Origin of the sequence: Nonlabens sp., from assembly GCF_047636915.1 — a bacterium.
GTDB lineage: Bacteria > Bacteroidota > Bacteroidia > Flavobacteriales > Flavobacteriaceae > Nonlabens.
In genome coordinates, this window is record NZ_JBLIGN010000023.1 from 1 (window position 1) to 20445 (window position 20445).

A 20445-nucleotide genomic window follows, 5' to 3' on the forward strand; every position below is an offset into this window, starting at 1 on the left:
AATTACTTTTGCACTTTCCCACACAAAAGAACATACAACATGAGTAACATCACCGCAAAAAGTGCCTTAATTTCTGTATTCAGCAAAGAAGGTCTCGCTCCTATCGTTAAAAAAATGAACGACCTAGGCATTACCATCTATTCTACAGGAGGAACTGAAAAGTTCATAAAAGACTTGGGGATTGACGTCGTTCCTGTTGAAGACGTCACTTCCTATCCATCGATTTTAGGAGGTCGTGTAAAAACATTACACCCTAAAGTTTTTGGAGGTATTTTAAACAGACGTGATCATAAAGGGGATGAAGCACAATTAGCAGAATTTGACATTCCTCAAATAGATATCGTCATTGTAGATCTGTATCCTTTTGAAAAGACAGTTGCTAGTGATGCGCACGAGCAGGATATCATAGAAAAAATAGACATAGGCGGGATTTCGTTAATACGCGCTGGTGCAAAAAACTATAAGGATACTCTTTGTGTAGGGACCGTAAAAGATTATTCTAAATTATTAGAAGTCCTAGACTCTGGTAACGGCACAACTTCTATAGATCAACGCAAGGAATTTGCTGCTACTTGTTTTAATATTTCTTCTCATTACGACAGTGCGATTTACAATTACTTTGCTGGTAATTCTGAAGGAAAAGCCCTTAAAATAAGTGAGCAACATGTAATGCCATTACGTTATGGTGAGAACCCACATCAACGTGGGTGGTTCTATGGAGACTTTGATGAGATGTTTATCAAACATCACGGAAAAGCACTATCGTACAACAATTTACTCGATGTAGATGCTGCCGTTAATTTAATGAGTGAGTTTGTATATGACGCTCCTACATTCGGTGTTTTCAAACACAACAATGCTTGTGGGGTAGCACAAAGAGAAACAATCCATCAAGCTTATGTGGATGCCCTTGCTGGTGATCCAGTTTCTGCTTTTGGCGGCGTTTTGATCTCTAATGTGGAAATTGATGCTGCTACGGCTCATGAGATTCATAAATTATTCTGTGAAGTGGTGATTGCTCCGTCTTTTGCCATCGATGCACTAGAGGTTCTAAAGGGGAAAAAAAATAGAATTATGTTAGAGCTTGTTGAAGGTGCGCTTTCGCGGAAGCGAGATAGCAACAAACTAGAAGTCCGTGCCTCTTTAAATGGATATCTAGTTCAAGACCCTAATCTAAAAACAGACCAAGAAGATGATTTAAAAACAGCTACAAAACTCGCTCCTACAGCTGGACAGATAGAAGATCTATTGTTTGCTTCCAAATTGTGTAAGCATACTAAATCTAACACGATAGTTCTGGCAAAAAATAAACAACTTTGCGCCAGTGGAACCGGTCAGACTTCTCGTGTAGACGCCTTAAATCAGGCCATTCATAAAGCTCAATCCTTTAAATTTGACTTAAGCGGCGCTGTAATGTCAAGTGATGCATTTTTCCCATTTCCAGATTGTGTTGAAATTGCTGGTAATGCCGGGATTACGGCCATAATACAACCTGGAGGATCCATTAAGGACGAATTTTCTGTTGATTATTGCAATAAAAATAATATCGCCATGGTTTTCACAGGAACAAGACACTTTAAACACTAGAATTGTTCTAACTTTACGTGACCCTAATTATTAACATTTTACGACTCTTTTTTATGGGATTTTTTGACTTTCTTACCGAAGATATTGCCATCGACTTAGGTACGGCAAACACTCTGATTGTCCATAATGGTAAAGTCGTTGTAGACAGCCCATCCATTGTTGCACGAGATAGAACTACGGGCAAAATTATTGCGGTAGGTAAAGAAGCTGCAATGATGCAAGGGAAAACTCATGAAAACATCAAAACAATTAGACCGTTAAAAGATGGAGTAATTGCTGATTTTGATGCCAGTGAAAAAATGATTTCCATGTTTATTAAGGAGATTCCTGCTTTGAAGAAAAAATGGTTTGCTCCTTCTTTGCGCATGGTTATTTGTATTCCATCAGGGATCACAGAAGTAGAAATGCGAGCAGTAAGAGACAGTGCAGAAAGAGTGAATGGTAAAGAAGTTTATTTAATTCATGAACCTATGGCAGCTGCTATAGGTATAGGTGTAGATATTATGCAACCCAAAGGAAACATGATTGTAGATATAGGTGGTGGAACTACTGAGATTGCTGTTATTGCACTAGGCGGTATAGTTTGTGACAAGTCCATTAAAATAGCAGGTGACGTTTTTACTAATGACATCGTTTATTACATGCGTACACAGCACAATCTTTATGTAGGCGAACGCACTGCTGAAAAAATAAAAATACAAATAGGTGCTGCCACAGAAGATCTAGAAGTGCCACCAGAAGAAATGAGCGTGCAAGGGCGCGACCTTTTGACTGGGAAACCTAAAGAGGTGAAAATAGGCTATCGCGAGGTTGCAAAAGCACTTGATAAATCTATACTGCGCGTAGAAGATGCCGTAATGGAGACTTTATCTCAAACACCTCCAGAACTAGCCGCAGACATCTATAATACTGGAATTTATCTTGCTGGTGGTGGTTCTATGCTACGTGGCCTTGATAAACGTTTATCTCAGAAAACAGACTTGCCAGTTTATATTGCTGAAGACCCTTTAAGAGCCGTAGTACGTGGTACCGGATTAACTCTTAAGAATTTAGAAAAATATAAAAGCGTGTTAGCCTATAAATATAAATAACTTACTTCTAACTTAACTTATTGACTTAATCGCATGCAACAAATCATCAATTTTCTGATCAAGTACAGAAACTTGTTGTTGTACCTATTTTTAATGGTTGCAGCTGTTGTTTTCACAGTTCAATCACATGATTACCATCGTAATACCACCATACATTCTTCGGGAAACATAACCGGAAGTATTCTTCTCACTAAAAATAGTTTTTACGATTACTTTAAACTGCAGGATCAAAATGAAAAATTAAATCAGGAAAATGCATCCCTAAGAATGCGTTTACTAGAGATAAGCGACACCCTTTTAGGAAACGAAACTACTTTCATATTTCCTGATAGTATTCCTTATAAAATTTTCCCTGCAAGAGTCATCAAAAATGATTATTACAAACCAGATAATTATATCACCCTTGATATAGGAACAGATCAGGGTATTGAAATTGATATGGGTGTAATCTCTTCAACTGGAATTGTAGGTGTGATAGACCACAGTAGTAATAAATTCTCTAGAGTCATTTCGATTTTAAACTCACAAATCTCTTTAAACGCTCAAATAAAGGGAACGGCTACCATAGGTTCTTTAAAATGGGCTGGTAATGATCCTTATAGAATGAGCTTAGAGGATGTTCCAAGGCTAGCAAGGGTTACTAGAGGAGATACGATCATAACTGGAAGACAATCTACTATGTTTCCTCCAGACATTCTAATAGGAGTTATAAAAGATGCACAGCTCGTTGAAAATGGTTCTCGTTATAAAATTAATGTTGAGTTATTCAATGACATGACCAATTTAGACTATGTAAATGTCATTAAAAATAGAGATATAATGGCTTTGAAAGCAATTGATACGTTAGGTACTAATGAATAGAACTCTCGCAAATAATATTCTTCGCTTTGCGGGCTTGCTCGTCCTGCAAATATTCTTGTTTGACGAAATTGACTTTTTGGGCTTTATCGATCCCATGATTTATATTCTTTTCATTGTTTTGTTTCCCGTAGAAAACAAGCGATGGAGTTTTCTATTACTCGCATTTGGACTAGGAATTATTCTTGATACTTTTCAAAACAGCGGTGGTGCACACGCAGCTGCCGCTCTAACTGTAGCTTTTACAAGACCTATTTGGCTGCGATTGGTATACGGAGAAAGCTACAGAATGAAAAATCTCAAAGTTATACGAACACCTATCGACAGATTATTATTATTCTTAACCTTATGTATCCTAGCGCACCATTTAGTTTTCTTCAGCCTAATAATTTTTAACAGTTCGCAAATACTCTATACCATTAAACTTACGTTGAGCGTAGGACTTGCCTCATTAATCGCAAACAGTTTATTACTGTCCCTTTTTAAACCTAGAGTTAAAACATGAAAAAACTATTGCTTCTATCCGTTGTAACCTTAGTAGGTTTTATTTTTATAGGTAGAATGGTCTACCTGCAGGTAATTCTTTCTGATGAATTACAACTAGAGGCAGAAAACAACGCGGTAAAAACGGTTTACAACTATCCAGAACGCGGTTTTATTTATGATCGCAATGGAAAACTGATGGTGGCAAATCAAGTAGCTTATGACGTGATGGCCATCCCAAAAGAAACTGGTGATGTGGACTTACATAAACTTTCTACATTACTTAGAATAGAAGAAAGTAGATTAAAGAAAAAACTAGAGACCGCAATGAAATGGTCTACCAATCGGGCTAGTGTGATCGTCCCTCAACTCACACAGGAGGAATATGCACCACTTCAAGAACAACTTAGAAAATTTCCTGGTTTTTACATACAACGACGTTCTTTACGCAAATACCAAGTGGATCACAGCGCAAGCGTTCTTGGATACATTAGAGAGGTCAACCAGAGTAAAATAGATGCCGACGATTACTACGTACAAGGTGACCTAGCAGGTAAAAGCGGTATTGAGCTTCAATATGAAGAAGAGCTTAGAGGTGAAAAAGGATATAAGAAATACACTAGAGATCATTATGGTCGTGCTATAGAATCTTATAAAAACGGTTCCAGTGATCTTGCTCCGATTGCAGGAACAGATCTTACAGTAACTCTTGACAAAGAACTACAAGAATATGCCGAAAAATTAATGAGGAACAAACGTGGCGGCATCGTTGCCATAGAACCTCAAACAGGTGAGATACTGGCACTTGTTACCGCCCCTAATTATGATCCTAGTTTACTAATGGGGCGCAATAGATCTAAGAACATCAATGCCATCTTAAGAGACACCATAGGGTTGCCTGATGTTAATCGAGTATTACAAGGTCAGTATGCTCCTGGATCTCCTTTTAAAGTAATCAATGCATTGGTGGCACTTCAAGAAGGTGTTGTAACAGCACAAGACCGCTTTAGTTGTTATAATGGTTACAACTATGGAGGTAAGAAAAAACTGGGTTGTCATGCCCACTCTAGTCCGCTAGCGATGAATAGAGGCATCGCAGAAAGTTGCAACGCTTACTTTGCTCAAGTTTATAGAAGAATCATTGAGAATGAAAAAACGTCTTCGAAAGGTATGGATATATGGCACGATCATGTGGCTAGTTTTGGACTGGGTGATTTCTTAGGGTATGATTTACCCGTAGGCCAACCTGGAAGAATTCCTGATGGGGATTACTACACCTCTATGTATAAATACAAATGGTATGCTACCACTACCATTTCCAATGCTATAGGTCAAGGAGAAATAGCTGTAACCCCTATACAGCTTGCCAATATGACAGCTGCCATAGCAAACAGAGGTTACTTTTATACACCTCATATCATTAAAGGCATCAATGGTGAGCCTATCGACAACACTACATACACAAATAAAAATTACACCACCATAGATGCAAAACATTTTGAACCTGTAGTGGAAGGGATGAACGAAGTTTATAATTCTGGTACTGCAAAATATGTTCAAGTCCCTGGAATTGAAATTTGTGGTAAAACGGGAACAGTAGAGAATTTCACAAAAATAAATGGGGTGCGTAAGCAACTAACTGACCATTCCGTATTTATTGCTTTTGCTCCTAAAGACGATCCTAAAATAGCCATTGCTGTATTCATTGAAAACGGATACTGGGGTTCTCGTTATGCTGCAAAAATAGCGAGCTTATTAATTGAAAAACATCTTAAGGGTACCATTACGAGAACTGATCTTGAAGACTATCTTCTTACCCATAGTCTGGAATACGAATATGCTAAAAAACTAAGCACAGAACCTTTTAAAATAAATGAAGCCATCGATCAAGGCTTAATTACAATTGAAAAGGAAAACTCGCTTCAACAGTTTTTAGAAAATCTCCAACTTAAAATACGAAACTAATATGGCGATAGGAGACAAGCCCAAATACGACATTGCTTCTATTTTAATTTATGCAAGTCTTGTAGCTATAGGATTACTCAGTATTTATAGTGCTGCTCCCGTATTAGAATACACGTCCATCCTTGATATTAATGAGGTTTATGGTAAACAATTACTTTTTATAGGCGTTTGTGCCATACTTATTATCGTTATACTTTCTGTGGAAGTCAAATTCTATGAACGCTTTGCAGGACTTATTTATGCGGTCTCTCTGGTGTCGCTCGCTGGCCTATATATTTTTGGCAAAGAAGTAAATGGGGCCCTTTCTTGGTATCCTTTAGGTTCTTTTACTTTTCAACCTAGTGAGTTTGCAAAGTTTGCTACCGCTCTTGCCGTTGCGAAATTTTTAAGCCAGCTCAATGTTTCTTTAAAGAATGTTAGAGATTTTATGATCACAGCAGGAATTATTGCCTTGCCTGCACTTCTTATTATACCTCAACCAGATCCAGGAAGTGCCTTAATTTACTGCGCTTTTTTCTTTGCCCTCCACAGAGAAGGATTATCTCTTTGGTACTTAAGTTTAGGACTTATAGCAACCGCTTTGTTTCTAGGTGCGTTGGTAATCACCACTTGGTGGATCCTATTGATTATTGTAGTCATTGTTACTTTATTGTATTTGCTTTCGCGAAAGCAGAAACACCTCAAACACCTTCCTAAACCTAGAGGGTATCTTTATGTAATTGCCGCTGTAATTTGTATTGCTTATACTCTTTCTACCAGTTATATATTTAATAATATTCTAGAAGACAGACATAGAAACCGTATTGATATTGTACTAGGAAGGGTGCAAGACGACGCTGGAATAGGCTATAACATCAACCAAAGTATGATTGCCATAGGGAATGGAGGCTGGGCAGGAAAATCCCTAGATGAAGCAACGCAAACCAGAGGCGGATATGTGCCAGAGCAACACACTGATTTTATTTTCAGCGCTATAGGTGAGGTTTCTGGACTTCTGGGAACAACGGTAACCATTGTACTTTTTATGCTTCTTATCTACCGAGTCATCATTATGGCAGAGCGGCAACGCAATATATTTGCTCGCATCTATGGGTATGGAGTAGCAGGAATATTTTTCCTTCACTTTTTTATAAATGTGGGAATGGTTATAGGTCTTTTGCCTACTGTAGGAATTCCATTGCCATTCATGAGCTATGGTGGTAGTGGCCTTATGGGATTTACGATTTTACTATTTATATTTATAAAACTCGATGCGCATAGAATGAGTTACTATCATTAGGAAAAAAGACCTATTTAAGGACAGATGTCTGGACCACAAATCACGGTTGAATTAAAAATTTGAAACTACCCTTGAAATACCTAAACGCACTTTTTCATATCATTATCGCCGTCCTAGTGACATTGATTACTCATGTAGGCGGGATCATTTGAATTGCAGTTTTTGGTTATTTTAAGTGCCGCAGATCCACTTGGAATAAAAGAAAGCGACTGTGGAGCTTCTCTTTTGTTTATATGCTTTGTGTCTTCTTAATAGTTCCAATTCTTGCTCCATTAAATAGCAGAAGCGCCCTTCCCATTTTTAACGATTACATAGCTCCACATAATTTAAGATATGTATTGTTATGTAGGAATTATATACACGCCGATTTATTTGATTACATGGCTTTTCATTCAGAAAACTACGATAATGCTATCTCTGGACTTCAACTAATTTATCTAGATGCCGGATTTCCTTTTATCCATAGACTCCCTTTATTACCTCACTTGAGTCATAATGATGGTCGTAAAATAGACATTGCCTTTCCATATCTGACGAAAGCAGGCGCAGCAGTAAATTCCCACACGTTCCTTTTGGGTTATGGTGTTTATAAAGAATCGTTAGAACCTGAAATAACACAAGTCAAAATGTAAAGATGCTGGAATCTTACAGTATGATCATGCAAAGTATTTAAGTTTCAACATAAATAAAGACCTAACTATAGTCGAAGCTCTTACGAAGTTCATGATTGATGATATGCTTAAATTTCTACCTGCAGAAAAAATATTAATTGAACCACATCTCATTCCTTGCTTAGAATTAGATCAGTTGTCATCGCATCAACGAAGTGAAATTAGATACCACAGCTGTCACGCAGTAGGACATGATAACCACTTGCATGTACAAATTAAAGGCAACCATACCTGCTGCTTTTATTGTTTACAGTCCTTTACATATGGAAATACAATGGTCCTTTCCATTACTGCATATCGAATCAAAGTAAAAAAGCAGAAGCTCCATTTCCTAATATCGTAAAAGCAAATGATTATATGTCTAAAACAAAAAAATGGATCATCATTCTAGAAAATGAGTTGATCGCGGGATTACCGAAGAAACCGAACAAGCCGGGCGCGTATAAACTTACCTGAAAGAGCCGATTTTTAGATCTTTGCTGATAGCAAAATCACTAAAATAGAAATAGATGTTGTTGCTATAAATTTAAACTAAGAGTTAGTTCGTACTATTGCATTCCAAATGCTTTCTTATGTTTTTCCTTCCACAAAATCTTGATGACTATATCGTTGCTCATTCTGAAGATGAACCGCAAATATTGAAAGATCTCGCTCGAGAGACTTATCAAAAAGTACTGCAACCTATCATGTTATCTGGTCCTTATCAAGGTAGAGTACTCAGCATGATCTCCCATTTAAAAGCCCCTCAGCGTGTTCTTGAGATAGGAACATTTACTGGATACTCAGCGCTCTGTATTGCAGAAGGAATGCCCAATAATAGTGAACTCATAACCATCGATATTAATGAAGAGTTAGAAGATCTCGCTGCGGTATATTTTTCACGCTTTAGCGAAAACGGAACTAAAAATATATCTATAACACAAAAAATAGGAGATGCAATGACAATTATTCCTGAGTTAGAAGGAACTTTTGACTTGGTTTTTATAGATGCAGACAAACCTAATTACATAAATTACTTTCACCTCGTTATGCAAAAAGTACATTCCGGAAGTTTGATTATTTCTGATAATGTATTGTGGCACGGTAAGGTCGTGGAAGACCTCAACCCAAAAGATAAATCGACTTCGATTTTACTGGAATACAACCAACTGTTAAAAGAAGATCACAGGCTGCAAACAGTGCTCTTATCGGTTCGGGACGGACTTACCTTAAGCCGTGTGTTGTAATCTTTTTCTATTTTAGAAAAAAGTAAGTGAAACAACACCCTAGGAGTCATCCTGCGAGAATACCTATATATACATCTGGTGGATAATGGACGCTTAGAAAAATTCTTGAAGACACGAAAGTAACTGGCCACATACAAATAAGCAAAACCCATCTGATCATTTCAGTTGATCACAATACCAAAACTACAAAAGAGGTCACTGTAAAACACATGGCAAAATAACCCCCAAAAAAATAGACCTTTAAGGGTTCTATTCGAACTGAATGCTACCCATTAAAACTGGATCCTCGATGGTTCGCAATCTTTCTACCAGATTTTTAACCAGGTTAGTTACTAAAAAGTCGCCGACACTACCATAGGAATAATTGCCGTAACGATATCATTAAGAGGTCTCTTCACTCTTTTAAAGAACAAATAAAAGAAGAGGATATCAACTAAAAACCAATTTTGAATTTGGATTGCAAAAACCCAAAAACTTTCAAATTCTATCTAACTAAAATTTACGTTTAATAGAACCAGAATCTTCAATTTGATCCTTCACTTCTTCTATCTTTTTAGTAATTTCTTTGACATCTGTGGTAAACCCGTGCTCATCAGCACTTTTACTGATTTCATTTTTGATGTCATCCGTTGCGTTACGCACGGTTTTCATCGCCTTTGCCAGACCACGAGCGATTTCTGGCAACTTATCTGAGCCAAAAACCAATATCACTACCAAGCCTACAATCATAAGCTCTGGTGTACTGATAAATAACGGTATCATTTTCATGTTGCAAATATACGATAGGACAATTTTGAATTACAATTTGTATCTATAGATAATTAAAAAACTCAAAGAAACTAGTTGTTACACCGGACTCCGTTTTTATTATTTCTCGAGACCTTGGAAATTCATCATCTTGCAAGATATAGCTATAAGCAAAAGACCTATCGATGACAAAACTGCCCGCTTGAGCCGTATAATCCATCCTACTGCTAGGCAAATATCTTGTATAAGGAATGAATTCGGGAAAGACAATAAGACGTACAACGTCATTCATATCTGTAAATGGATTGTTGTTAAACTCATAGGTAAATTCACTATAGCCATTAACGGTAAAGCCATTTGCATCTATCCTGTTGATTCGGTTTACATTGAAATTTGCCGTGTATTGATAACGTAAATCTTCCGTTTGAGTTGGATTACCTGCTGTATCGGTTCTTCTGGTAACCACTCGATTAATTCTGTTCTGAGTATCTGTAAAGAATTGTTTATCGACTAGGTCGCCATTGAGATCTGTATATTCTAGAAATACAGAATCTGCTGTATAAGAGAAGTTATAGATGGTAGTTGTTCCACTATTTTTAATAGCTGTTTCTAATCTATTATTAGCGGCATATTCAAAAGTATAAACGGCACTTACAATTCCATTAAACGACACCTGACTTACTAAATCATCTTGATTATATAAGATCTCTATATCCTCGACTACATTAGTCATAACGTCTTGAGCAACCTCTATAGCACTCAATTTTGTTGATTCTAGCACAGGCTCAACAATTCCATCACCGCCGTCACCTTGTTGATCTATTGAAGGATCGTTACAAGAAATAAAAAGCATTGTAACAACCAATAAAAATTGAACTAATTTCATATCACAAAGATATTTCTAATTAAACATAAAAAAACCAGATTCATTGTGAATCTGGTTGTAAAGTTATTTCAGAAGAATGTTAAATTATTTCTTCATTTGGTCAAACTTGCTTATCTCCGCGGCAGCTGGCCATGTATTATTAGACGTATCTACATCAGCAGTTTCTAATTTAGGATCGAGTACTATTTTAATAATTTCCTTGGTACTTGCTTTGCTTAGTCCTATTTCTTTATCGTTTAATCTCCATATCTCTGCTGGATGAGTAACCGTTTCCGTACTGCCATCGACATAAGTATACTCAATAATAATAGGCATTACTAATCCACCTGGCTTTACTACTTTGATATCATAGAAATACTTAGGTGACTTCATCATTGCTCTTTCGGCAGCTGTAAAGTTATCCATTAAGTAGGTTTTTAATTCTCCTACTAACTCAGAAGCTTCTTTACCTTTAAGGTCTTCCTTATAATCTACACTACCTTCTTTTACCATATATACTAAAGCCGGTATCCTGCTTTCATCTATATTTCTAGCTTTCATCATATCTTTCATCGCCTGATTTCTATCGCTAGAAACAAAATACTTCTCAACAGATTCAATACCCATATCATTAAATTGAGTGGTATAGAACCATCCTCTCCAAAACCAATCTAGATCCATAGCACTTGCGTCCTCCATCGTACGGAAAAAATCTTCTGGAGTTGGATGTTTAAACATCCATCTTTCAGAGTATGTGCGGAAAGCATAATCAAATAGCTCACGACCCATTACTGTTTCTCTTAAAATATTAAGAGCTGTACCAGGTTTGCCATAAGCATTAGAACCAAACTGATAAGTGTTTAGACCTTTACTCATTATTGGTGCAATGTATCTCTGATCTCCGGCCATGTAAGGAACAATATTAGCTGCTGGTCCACGCCTTGAAGGATAAGCATCTAAACCTTCGATAGAAGTCGGGTAATTTTCTCCCATGTCTTGCTCTGCAACGAACTGTACAAAAGTATTTAAACCTTCATCCATCCAGGTCCATTGACGTTCATCAGAGTTTACGATCATTGGGAAGTAGTTATGTCCTACCTCATGAATAATTACAGATATCATTCCAAATTTAACCCGATCAGAATAATTCCCTTCCGTATCTGGACGACCGTAATTCCAACATATCATAGGATATTCCATCCCTTGATTCTTTGCGTGTACCGATATTGCTTTGTGATAAGGATAATCAAAAGTCATTCTTGAATACGACTTTAAAGTTTGAGCGACTGCTTTAGTAGACCATTGCTCCCATAAAGGGTTTCCTTCTGGAGGGTAAATAGAAACTGCCATAATATCCTTTCCTCCTACTTTCACAGCCATAGCGTCTGCCACATAACGACGTGAAGAAGTCCAACCAAAATCACGAACATAGTCTGCTTTAAGCTTCCATGTTTTCATTTCTTTAGAACCCGGCATCATCGCTAGTTTTTCAGCTTCTTGCTGTGTTCTAATAACTACAGGGTTTTCAAATGACTTCTGCGCCTGTTCATAACGAGCTAATTCTGTTTTAGAATACATGTCTTTGCGGTTCGTTATTTTTCCAGTTCCGTCCAACCAGTGGTCGGCAGGAACCGTAATATTTACCTCAAAAGTACCAAATGGCAATGCAAACTCATCACGACCCCAAAATTGACTATTTTGCCATCCTTCTACATCATTATAAACTGCCATTCTAGGATAGAACTGTGCAATTACATAAGCTCTATGACCGTCAGGAAACTGCTCGTACCCACTACGGCCGCGACCATTAACGTGGTCATTTATATTATAATCCCATTCGATATCAAATTCAAAATCCTTTCCAGATTTTAATTTTTCTGGCATCTCAACACGCATCATAGTTTGATTGATCGTGTAGGTCAATGGGTTACCATTTTTGTCCAGTACTTTTTTAATATTAAAACCACCATCAAAAGGCTCACTTAAATATGCTCCTGCAAAACCAGATGGTTGCATGAATGGCTCCACGCCGCCGCCTTCAATAAGAGGGGTTTTAGAATCCTTTGAACGCATATTTTGATCCAACTGCACCCATAAATAATCCAGCACATCTGGAGAATTGTTCGTGTACGTAATGGTTTCATAACCAAATAAGTGATGATTTTCATCATCTAACCTAATATCCATTTCATAATCAGCACGTTGCTGATAATATTTAGGTCCTGGAGCACCACTAGCACTGCGATACTGGTTAGGCGTAGAAAATTCCTGATATAACTGACGGAATTTATTGATGTTAGCATGTTCTTCAAGCTTAGGCTCTTCTTTGACTTCTTTTTCTTGTGCAAAAGAGCCAAAAGAGACCAGCATTATAGTGATAAACAATAGTTTAATAACTTTCATGTATTTAATTTAAATTAAGAAATGCTAAATTAACAATAATGAATAATCTAAAAAGCTTTTAACTAAAACTTTGCAGTATCCGTTCGTTTATTTTTATCGATTAACAGAGTGCGACGCTCTCCGTCGATATTCATGTGAATTAAATTTTTCTGTCCTTCAAAAAGCTCTAGAAATGCATTAAACCTCATAGTCACTTCTTTGGGAATATTTTTTGAAGGTAGCTCTATATAAAGTACTATTTGATCTCCTTCATATTCTGCTCCTATAAAATTAGGTATAGAATTCACACCGTTTATTTGAACTTCTAATTTTTTTGCTAAGTACCCTTTTAAAAGAGGATACACCTCTTCCATAGTAGATTTATTTCCTAACTCAATAGGATCTTGGATTCGCGCATTGAGAACATCTTCTAGATCATCAATGAAAAACCTCGTGACCATCTGAACGCTTTTTGCACTTTTACTATACGTAGCATTGGACACAGAAATATAATATTTATGTACATCGTTCATCTCGATGTTACTTTCTACCAAAAGCTCTTGGATGGTGACACCTAAGGTTTCAATCTTTTCTTCGAATTCATTAAAAGAGATAACAGTAGTCATTTTAGAAAACGATACGAGTAGCATACCGACGATACCAATCAGGGATAATCTTTTTACTTTTTTAAACATTTTTGGTTTTTAAGAATACTCGGAAATAAACCTATATACAGAACAAGAAACATAGACTTTCCTAAACGGTTTAGAAATTGATCTATGATTATAGTAAAGTGACGTCGCCTAAATAAATACCGTGAAAACGATCTCCATTTATGTCATCCCCATCTATCTCTATAGCGTATCCTGTTCGATATGGTGTAACTCTTAGGTACCCTGAAGTTAGAATTAATCCGCGATTTGTAGCACTTGTAGAATCGTAGTCTACATCATAAGAAACAAATGCATTACCTATTTCTTGATTGGGATCTATTTTATAAGTGCCTGATTGGAAAACAACATCGCGATCACCGTAAAGGACTATTTCTAACAATACGCCTGCTCCTTGCAACTCACTGTTCATATCTACGGTTAAACTTTCATCCGTTATAAAAGCGGCCGTTCTATATACACTAGGTCTAACTTCTTCTACATCATTATAAAAAGCCTTAGTAGACTCAAAGGAACTAGCAGAATCTGTTCCATAACAAAATAAGTTCACTACTAATGGTGGACCTGATGGTAAATCATCATCACTATCACATGATGTGACACTGAATAAAAATAGAGCTACTAAACCGAAAACGGTGTTCTTTACTGCATTATTTTTCATTGCTTTTTTCTTTGATAGAAGGTGAGAAACCTTCCGTTATTTTTGAATAATTCTTTTTTTCTTTAAACAAAGTTACTTGATTTGAAAGAAACTGAAGCAAATCTAGCTCTCTTTCTGTTTCAAATAGAGATTCATTGAGGCCATTATCTTTAGCAAAATACATGAATTCATAAAGATCTTCTGGAAGCAATTGCAAGTAATCAAGTAAGTACTCTGTGCTATAGGTGTTTTTTAAAACGTGCACATCAAATTTTTGTCTCCTTACATCTGGTGCCGTATCAATGCCATTTTCAATAGTTGCGGCTAACTCATTTATTGCAGCTCCTGCTGCCAGCAGAGCAAGTCCTCCAATAATATTTGCCATATTAAATCTGGGCATATTTTGATTAAATGCCTCATTTCTTACCCCATATTCTTCAGGCTGTTTGATCCGATCAGAAAACGTATTTTCCATACGGTCTACAGCTCTTGTTTTTAAATTGAGGTCACTTACCTTGTCCACTTTGGTATCCACATAAAGTGTTTTTTTAACCTTAACACGCATTAGCCCATCCTCTATAATGACTTCGTCTAGCTGATTTATGCCTTCATCAAGAGAGATAACCACCTTTTTATCTTCCATTACTTTTTTAGTAATCATTAAAGCAAATGATTCTAATTGCACTGCTTTAAAAGAAAGTCTATCTTCTTCTCTTGCATGAATTAAGAAACCTCCCTCTTTATTTGTCACTGTCCCTTCTAGAGATGCTTGATTAAAAACAGTAACACCTTCCAACGGCTTATTTGCTTCGCTGTAAATGGAACCTTTTATTTGTATGCGTTCTTTTTGCGCATTGATCAGTCCACCGACTAATAAAAGAAACATCAAAACCTCTTTCATAATTATAAATTTATCAATTGACCTAAAATAAAGTCAAAAACAATTATTCTAAACAAATAACGCACAATTAATCCTATCATTGTTTGAGTTTAACGATGTTTAACCTAGCCCAAAGCTTACTATGAGAAACATGATCATTGCCAGTACATCTACCATTCATGGTACAGATTACCTTTCTTATCTACTTCCAGATATCATGGAAGTATTTAAAAAACAAAGTATAAAAAACCTTCTATTTATCCCCTATGCAAGACCAGGAGGTATTTCTCATGATAGTTATACTGACAAAGTAAAGACTGCTTTTAAAGACACTGAAATTGAAGTCCAAGGAATTCATGAATTTAAAAATCCTAAAGAAGCCATAGAAAATGCTGAAGCTATTTTTACTGGTGGTGGAAATACATTTGTACTTGTTAAGATGCTTTACGACCTAGAAATAATGAGCAGCTTGCGCAAGCAATTGTACGCAGGAACTTTTTATATTGGCACAAGCGCTGGTAGCAATATTTGTGGTCTTAACATGAGAAATACAAACGATATGCCTATAGTCATGCCATCCAATTTCAAAACTATGGGCGCGGTAGGTTATAATATCAATGCACATTATTTAGATCCAGAACCATCTTCTACTCACATGGGAGAAACTAGAGAAGAGCGCATCAAAGAATTTCACTGTTATAATAACTTACCCGTTGTAGGATTGCGAGAAGGAAGTTATATCAGAGTTCAAAACGAAAAAGAAATGCTTTGCGGCACCCATACGGCAAGAATATTTCAACAAAACAAAAATGCCATGGAAGTTCCTTCTGGATATAACTTTGCAGAACTTCTAAAATAGGCTAACTTTATCAAACGTAGTGTCATGTCGTCTATACCGTATAACCAAAACAAATCTGAACCATTTTTTTACCTGAAAAAACGATAAAACTATAACAGAATTGGCGTGTTTTTTAGAAAATAAAGTGATGCCTATAGACCATACCAAGTTGGATTGTTCTCAGGAAGGTAAAGGACTAGGTAAAATTAAATGACATAAAACTCCCATTATACCAAAGAAAAAGGACTTAAGATCCATACATGGTGTCCTTTTACAAAAGTGCTTTTTAAGAGAAATAAAAACAGTGACAGCCTCCATATATGAATTTAAAACTAAAAACAGAACGATTGTACTTAAGGCCTTTTCAAGAAAAAGATGCGCCATTCCTCTATGAACTTAATAGTGACGAAGAGGTAATGAGATACACGGGAGACTTTGCTTTTTCAACTATAGATGCCGCCAAAGAATTTGCAATCGATTATGTTTCAAATCCGCAGGGGCAATTTGCGTCATATCACATGGGGCGACTTGCTGTTATTAGAAAAGAAGATGACGTTTTTCTAGGTTGGAATGGTTTAAAGTATCATAAAGAGGCCGGTTTTGTAGATATAGGTTATCGCTTTATGAAAAAATATTGGGGAAAAGGTTATGCCACCGAATCTGGAGTAGCGGTAGTTATCCATGCTTTTGAAGATCACGGTATAGATGCATTAATCGCACAGGCCCATGAACTAAATTACGGCTCACAACTAGTAGCAAAAAAACTAGGTATGACTTTAGAGCATAGATTTTTATGGGATGGCAGAGAACCTGCCAGACAGTATAAAATCATTAAAGAAACCTATCTCAAAAATTTAAAATAATCACAGATGATTGCTATCCAACCCATCACAGCGAGGGAAACCTTAAGCGTTAGAAATTCAGTTCTTAGAAAAGGAAGAACTTTGGAAGAGTGTCATTTTTCTGGAGATGAATTAGGGACAACTTTTCATTTAGGGGCTTTTGAGAAAGATAAAATCCTAGGAGTCGCTACTTTTTTAATGAACAAAGACATTCACCTGAATAAAATAGAAGATATCAAACTCCATTATTGTTATCAATTAAGAGGTATGGCGGTTCTCGAAATTGCTCAAGGAAAGGGAATAGGCAAAAAATTATTAAAACAAGCGGAGCAAATTCTTAAAGAACGTAACATTAAGGTTCTTTGGTTCAATTCCCGCATAGGAGCGACAACTTTCTATGAGAAAATGAGTTATGATGTTGTAAGTGATGTATTTGACATTCCTACTGTTGGAGACCACTACAAAATGATGAAATTGTTATGATACGCCTACTCAGTTACTTCTTGTTATTTCTTTTTATGCAAACGCAGCCGTTAGATCAAAAAAAGCTTACTGGACAGGCCTCTAATCCTAAAGACCTTTTAGAGAAAGAAACCCAAGAGGCTTTTGATCTTATGAAAAAAGCCGCTGCAAAAGACGGGATCCATATGGCTGTAGTTTCAGGATATAGAAGTTTTACCAGACAGACACAAATTTGGAACCGCAAATATAAAAAGTACGCAGTGCAGGGACTTGAACCAGATGCTATTTTTGACAAAATTGTAGAATACAGCACTGTTCCAGGCACTTCCCGACATCATTGGGGTACCGACATAGACCTAATTGATACCAACGCCACGTACTCTGGTGATGTTCTCGTTCCTTCAAAGTTTCATGGCACCGGCCCTTTTTGCAAGCTGAAGGACTGGATGGAGAAACACGGCTCTACATATAATTTTGAATTGGTTTATACCATGAATAATACCCGCACTGGTTTTAAATATGAGCCCTGGCATTACAGCTATGTTCCGCTTTCGCGAAAGCGATATAACGATTACGTAAAAACCATAGATTTAGTTCATTTCCTTAGATCAGAAACTGTTATGGGAATGGATAAAATCAGTGAAAAACGGATCAAACGGTACATAGAAGAGCATATCAAGGGTATCAACCCAAAGTTAAAAGGCTTATTTTAATAAATTAGAAATTGCGTAATGGTGAAATTAATAGGTCTGTTTTGGAAAGGAATAGAAAAGTAATTTCACAAGCCTATTTTCTTAATTTTAGGATTCATTCTACCACTAAGGAGCTAAAAAAAAGCCCACTTTTCAGTTGAGCGTTTGTTATAAAGATAGTGCTCTCTTAAAAAGAATACACCACTTCTAGTTTATAATCTTCTAAAGTTTTCTTTGCTTTTTCTAGGTCTTCTGTAAACCCCAAAATATAGCCACCACCGCCAGAACCGCAAAGTTTCAAGTAATAATCGCCGGTGTCCAGTCCCTTTTCCCATATAGCATGGAATTGTGCGGGAATCATAGGTTTGAAATTATGTAGTACGACGTGAGAAAGTTTCTTTACGTTGCCAAAAAGTCCTTTTACATCGCCGCTCAAGAAATCTTCCACACACATATCTGTATATTTCACGAACTTGTCCTTCAACATAGCACGGAAACCTTCTTGCTTCATGTTTTCCATAAAAATATTTACCATCGGTGCGGTCTCACCTACTATTCCAGAATCTAAAAGAAAAACAGCTCCTTTTCCAGTCGCAAGTTGCGATGGGATTCCTGCTGGTTCTATATCTTGTTGAGAATTGATTAAAATAGGCAGGCTCAAATAGGAGTTTAAAGGATCTAATCCTGAACTTTTTCCATGAAAGAAACTCTCTATTTTTCCAAAAATATCTTTTAAAATCAATAGTTTCTCTCTGGTCAAGTTTTCTAATACAGTGATTTTCTCAATCGCATATTTATCATATACAGCAGCTACTAATGCTCCACTACTTCCTACGCCATAACCTTGTGGTATACTAGAGTCAAAATACATTCCTGCATTCAAATCGTCTCTAAGACTAATAAGATCAAATTGTGGAAAATATTTGTCTGTTTCTTGAAGTAATTCTATATGAGTAGCCAGACGCTCTAAATTCTTATTAGATTGTACCGATTCTTCGGTTAATTCATCACTTATTTTAAGTGCTCCTTTATAGAAATTATAAGGAATAGAAAGACCTTTGGAGTCTTTAATAATCCCGTATTCTCCAAAGAGTAAAATCTTAGAATAAAATAATGGTCCTTTCATACGCCTAAGTTAGCACTTTTTTGCACCAGTGCCTATCTGATCACAAATATAATGAGAGTTTTGACAATATTGATCCAATTTGTTGTTAATCAGTTCACCGACAGCAATTTTATGTTCACTAGGGTATAGAAGGTGCACATTTGCTCCTGCGTCTAGTGTGAAACAGACTGGTATTTGCGTTTCTTTTCTAAAAGCCCAGATCTCCTCGATTATAGAAAGTGTTTGAGGTTTCATGAGGATAAAGTAGGGATGAGATGTCATCATCATAGCGTGTAAAGTAAGCGCTTCGCTTTCTGTAATTTTAATAAAAGTCTCTAAATCGCCCTCTTCTAAGGCCTTTTTTAGGGTAGTTAAGTTTTCATGAGCTTGTTCAAATCTCGCTTTCGCAAAAGCGTGACCATTCATTAAATCGTGTCCTATTGTCGAGCTCACAACTTTCTCTCCTTTATCCACTAATAAAATAGTATCCTGAAAGTCCCTGAATATGGGATGCAACAATTCGCTTTTATCGATTCCATAATGATTAGAACTACCTTCTGTATCTTTATGCTCACCCCATAAAACAGCTGCTCCCTGAAGACTGCGACAAGCGCTTCCAGAACCTAATCGTGCTAAAAATGACATTTTATGATAGTCCAGCGGCACGCCAGTAAGCTCACTTTCAAAATCTATAACACAAGCACTTAAAGCAGCCATACTACTGGCACTACTCGCTATTCCAGAACTATGCGGAAAAGTATTGTGCGTATCAATCTCAAAATGATAATTGGCTATCCATGGACAGTAACTAGCAATACGCTTAAAGTAGGCCTCGATTTTAGGTGCAAATTCTGGTATTGCCTCGCCATCGTAACTAATACTAAAACTGTGTTTTCCTTGGCTCGCTTTCACGCTAGTAATGGTGCGACAAGCGTCTAATGTAAAACTTATAGAAGGATTTGCAGGCAGTTGCAACCCGTGCTTTCCCCAGTATTTTACAAGTGCAATGTTAGAAGGCGCTTGCCATTTTGTCGCCAGCGACTCCTTTAATTCTACAGCATTTGTGAGCTTAAAATTCTCTTCCAATTGTCGATCGTATTTAGTTTGCAAAGATAAGATACGAAAAGTGGTTAAGAAATGTTTGACGCACCGCTTTCTTTC

Annotated in this window: 20 protein-coding genes; 12 read left to right on the forward strand and 8 right to left on the reverse strand. The window is 36.7% G+C overall.

Going from position 1 to position 20445, the window contains the following annotated elements:
* Nucleotides 1-39: 39 nt before the first annotated feature.
* The 8 genes from purH (at nucleotide 40) to ACJAT0_RS05630 (ending at nucleotide 9160) form a co-directional block, all read left to right on the forward strand.
* Nucleotides 40-1587: a bifunctional phosphoribosylaminoimidazolecarboxamide formyltransferase/IMP cyclohydrolase gene (purH, locus tag ACJAT0_RS05595; protein WP_415180882.1), complete on the forward strand. Its 1548-nt coding sequence runs from the start codon at nucleotides 40-42 to the stop codon at nucleotides 1585-1587.
* Between the two features lie 53 nt (nucleotides 1588-1640).
* Nucleotides 1641-2678: a rod shape-determining protein gene (locus ACJAT0_RS05600; RefSeq protein ID WP_374003853.1), complete on the forward strand. Its 1038-nt coding sequence runs from the start codon at nucleotides 1641-1643 to the stop codon at nucleotides 2676-2678.
* 33 nt (nucleotides 2679-2711) lie between these two features.
* Nucleotides 2712-3539, forward strand: coding sequence for a rod shape-determining protein MreC (mreC, locus tag ACJAT0_RS05605; protein WP_374003854.1), 828 nt, complete (start codon nucleotides 2712-2714; stop codon nucleotides 3537-3539).
* Entirely contained in the window at nucleotides 3532-4041 is a 510-nt protein-coding gene (locus tag ACJAT0_RS05610) for a hypothetical protein (protein ID WP_374003855.1), read from the forward strand. Before mreC ends, ACJAT0_RS05610 begins: the two co-directional genes overlap by 8 nt.
* Complete coding sequence (gene mrdA, locus ACJAT0_RS05615; RefSeq protein ID WP_374003856.1) at nucleotides 4038-5984, forward strand: penicillin-binding protein 2; 1947 nt, start codon at nucleotides 4038-4040, stop codon at nucleotides 5982-5984. The genes ACJAT0_RS05610 and mrdA overlap by 4 nt, the downstream gene beginning before the upstream one ends.
* A 1-nt stretch (nucleotide 5985) precedes the next feature.
* The gene (rodA, locus tag ACJAT0_RS05620; protein ID WP_374003857.1) at nucleotides 5986-7263 is read left to right on the forward strand and encodes a rod shape-determining protein RodA; all 1278 of its coding nucleotides are present in this window, start codon (nucleotides 5986-5988) and stop codon (nucleotides 7261-7263) included.
* Nucleotides 7264-7643: 380 nt separating this feature from the next.
* Entirely contained in the window at nucleotides 7644-7895 is a 252-nt protein-coding gene (locus tag ACJAT0_RS05625; protein ID WP_415180860.1) for a hypothetical protein, read from the forward strand.
* Between the two features lie 611 nt (nucleotides 7896-8506).
* A complete protein-coding gene (locus ACJAT0_RS05630) occupies nucleotides 8507-9160 on the forward strand; it encodes an O-methyltransferase (RefSeq protein WP_415180861.1) in 654 nt (217 codons plus the stop codon).
* A gap of 492 nt (nucleotides 9161-9652) precedes the next feature.
* Here the strand turns inward: ACJAT0_RS05630 and ACJAT0_RS05635 are convergent, their stop codons facing one another.
* From ACJAT0_RS05635 to ACJAT0_RS05660, 6 genes are all read right to left on the reverse strand, one after another.
* Nucleotides 9653-9928: a twin-arginine translocase TatA/TatE family subunit gene (locus ACJAT0_RS05635; protein ID WP_415180862.1), complete on the reverse strand. Its 276-nt coding sequence runs from the start codon at nucleotides 9926-9928 to the stop codon at nucleotides 9653-9655.
* A gap of 43 nt (nucleotides 9929-9971) precedes the next feature.
* Nucleotides 9972-10793 carry a hypothetical protein gene (locus ACJAT0_RS05640; protein WP_415180863.1) on the reverse strand — a complete coding sequence of 274 codons (822 nt, stop codon included), beginning with the start codon at nucleotides 10791-10793 and terminating at the stop codon, nucleotides 9972-9974.
* Between the two features lie 84 nt (nucleotides 10794-10877).
* A complete protein-coding gene (locus ACJAT0_RS05645; RefSeq protein WP_415180864.1) occupies nucleotides 10878-13175 on the reverse strand; it encodes a M1 family metallopeptidase in 2298 nt (765 codons plus the stop codon).
* A 62-nt stretch (nucleotides 13176-13237) separates the two neighbouring features.
* A complete protein-coding gene (locus ACJAT0_RS05650; RefSeq protein WP_415180865.1) occupies nucleotides 13238-13849 on the reverse strand; it encodes a DUF6702 family protein in 612 nt (203 codons plus the stop codon).
* Between the two features lie 88 nt (nucleotides 13850-13937).
* A complete protein-coding gene (locus ACJAT0_RS05655) occupies nucleotides 13938-14486 on the reverse strand; it encodes a hypothetical protein (RefSeq protein WP_374003864.1) in 549 nt (182 codons plus the stop codon).
* On the reverse strand, nucleotides 14476-15366 hold the full coding sequence (locus ACJAT0_RS05660; protein ID WP_415180866.1) for a carboxypeptidase-like regulatory domain-containing protein: 891 nt from the start codon (nucleotides 15364-15366) through the stop codon (nucleotides 14476-14478). The genes ACJAT0_RS05655 and ACJAT0_RS05660 overlap by 11 nt, the downstream gene beginning before the upstream one ends.
* Nucleotides 15367-15487: 121 nt before the next feature.
* On the opposite strand from ACJAT0_RS05660, the gene pepE reads away from it, so the two are divergent.
* From pepE to ACJAT0_RS05680, 4 genes are all read left to right on the forward strand, one after another.
* Nucleotides 15488-16204 carry a dipeptidase PepE gene (gene pepE / locus ACJAT0_RS05665; protein WP_415180867.1) on the forward strand — a complete coding sequence of 239 codons (717 nt, stop codon included), beginning with the start codon at nucleotides 15488-15490 and terminating at the stop codon, nucleotides 16202-16204.
* A 299-nt stretch (nucleotides 16205-16503) separates the two neighbouring features.
* Nucleotides 16504-17046 carry a GNAT family N-acetyltransferase gene (locus tag ACJAT0_RS05670; protein WP_415180868.1) on the forward strand — a complete coding sequence of 181 codons (543 nt, stop codon included), beginning with the start codon at nucleotides 16504-16506 and terminating at the stop codon, nucleotides 17044-17046.
* Between the two features lie 6 nt (nucleotides 17047-17052).
* Complete coding sequence (locus tag ACJAT0_RS05675) at nucleotides 17053-17508, forward strand: GNAT family N-acetyltransferase (RefSeq protein WP_415180869.1); 456 nt, start codon at nucleotides 17053-17055, stop codon at nucleotides 17506-17508.
* A complete protein-coding gene (locus ACJAT0_RS05680; protein ID WP_415180870.1) occupies nucleotides 17505-18200 on the forward strand; it encodes a M15 family metallopeptidase in 696 nt (231 codons plus the stop codon). Before ACJAT0_RS05675 ends, ACJAT0_RS05680 begins: the two co-directional genes overlap by 4 nt.
* A gap of 166 nt (nucleotides 18201-18366) precedes the next feature.
* Here the strand turns inward: ACJAT0_RS05680 and ACJAT0_RS05685 are convergent, their stop codons facing one another.
* Together ACJAT0_RS05685 and ACJAT0_RS05690 are read right to left on the reverse strand one after the other, a co-directional pair.
* Nucleotides 18367-19305 carry a mevalonate kinase gene (locus tag ACJAT0_RS05685; protein WP_415180871.1) on the reverse strand — a complete coding sequence of 313 codons (939 nt, stop codon included), beginning with the start codon at nucleotides 19303-19305 and terminating at the stop codon, nucleotides 18367-18369.
* A gap of 9 nt (nucleotides 19306-19314) precedes the next feature.
* Complete coding sequence (locus ACJAT0_RS05690; RefSeq protein ID WP_415180872.1) at nucleotides 19315-20370, reverse strand: diphosphomevalonate/mevalonate 3,5-bisphosphate decarboxylase family protein; 1056 nt, start codon at nucleotides 20368-20370, stop codon at nucleotides 19315-19317.
* Nucleotides 20371-20445: the final 75 nt, after the last annotated feature.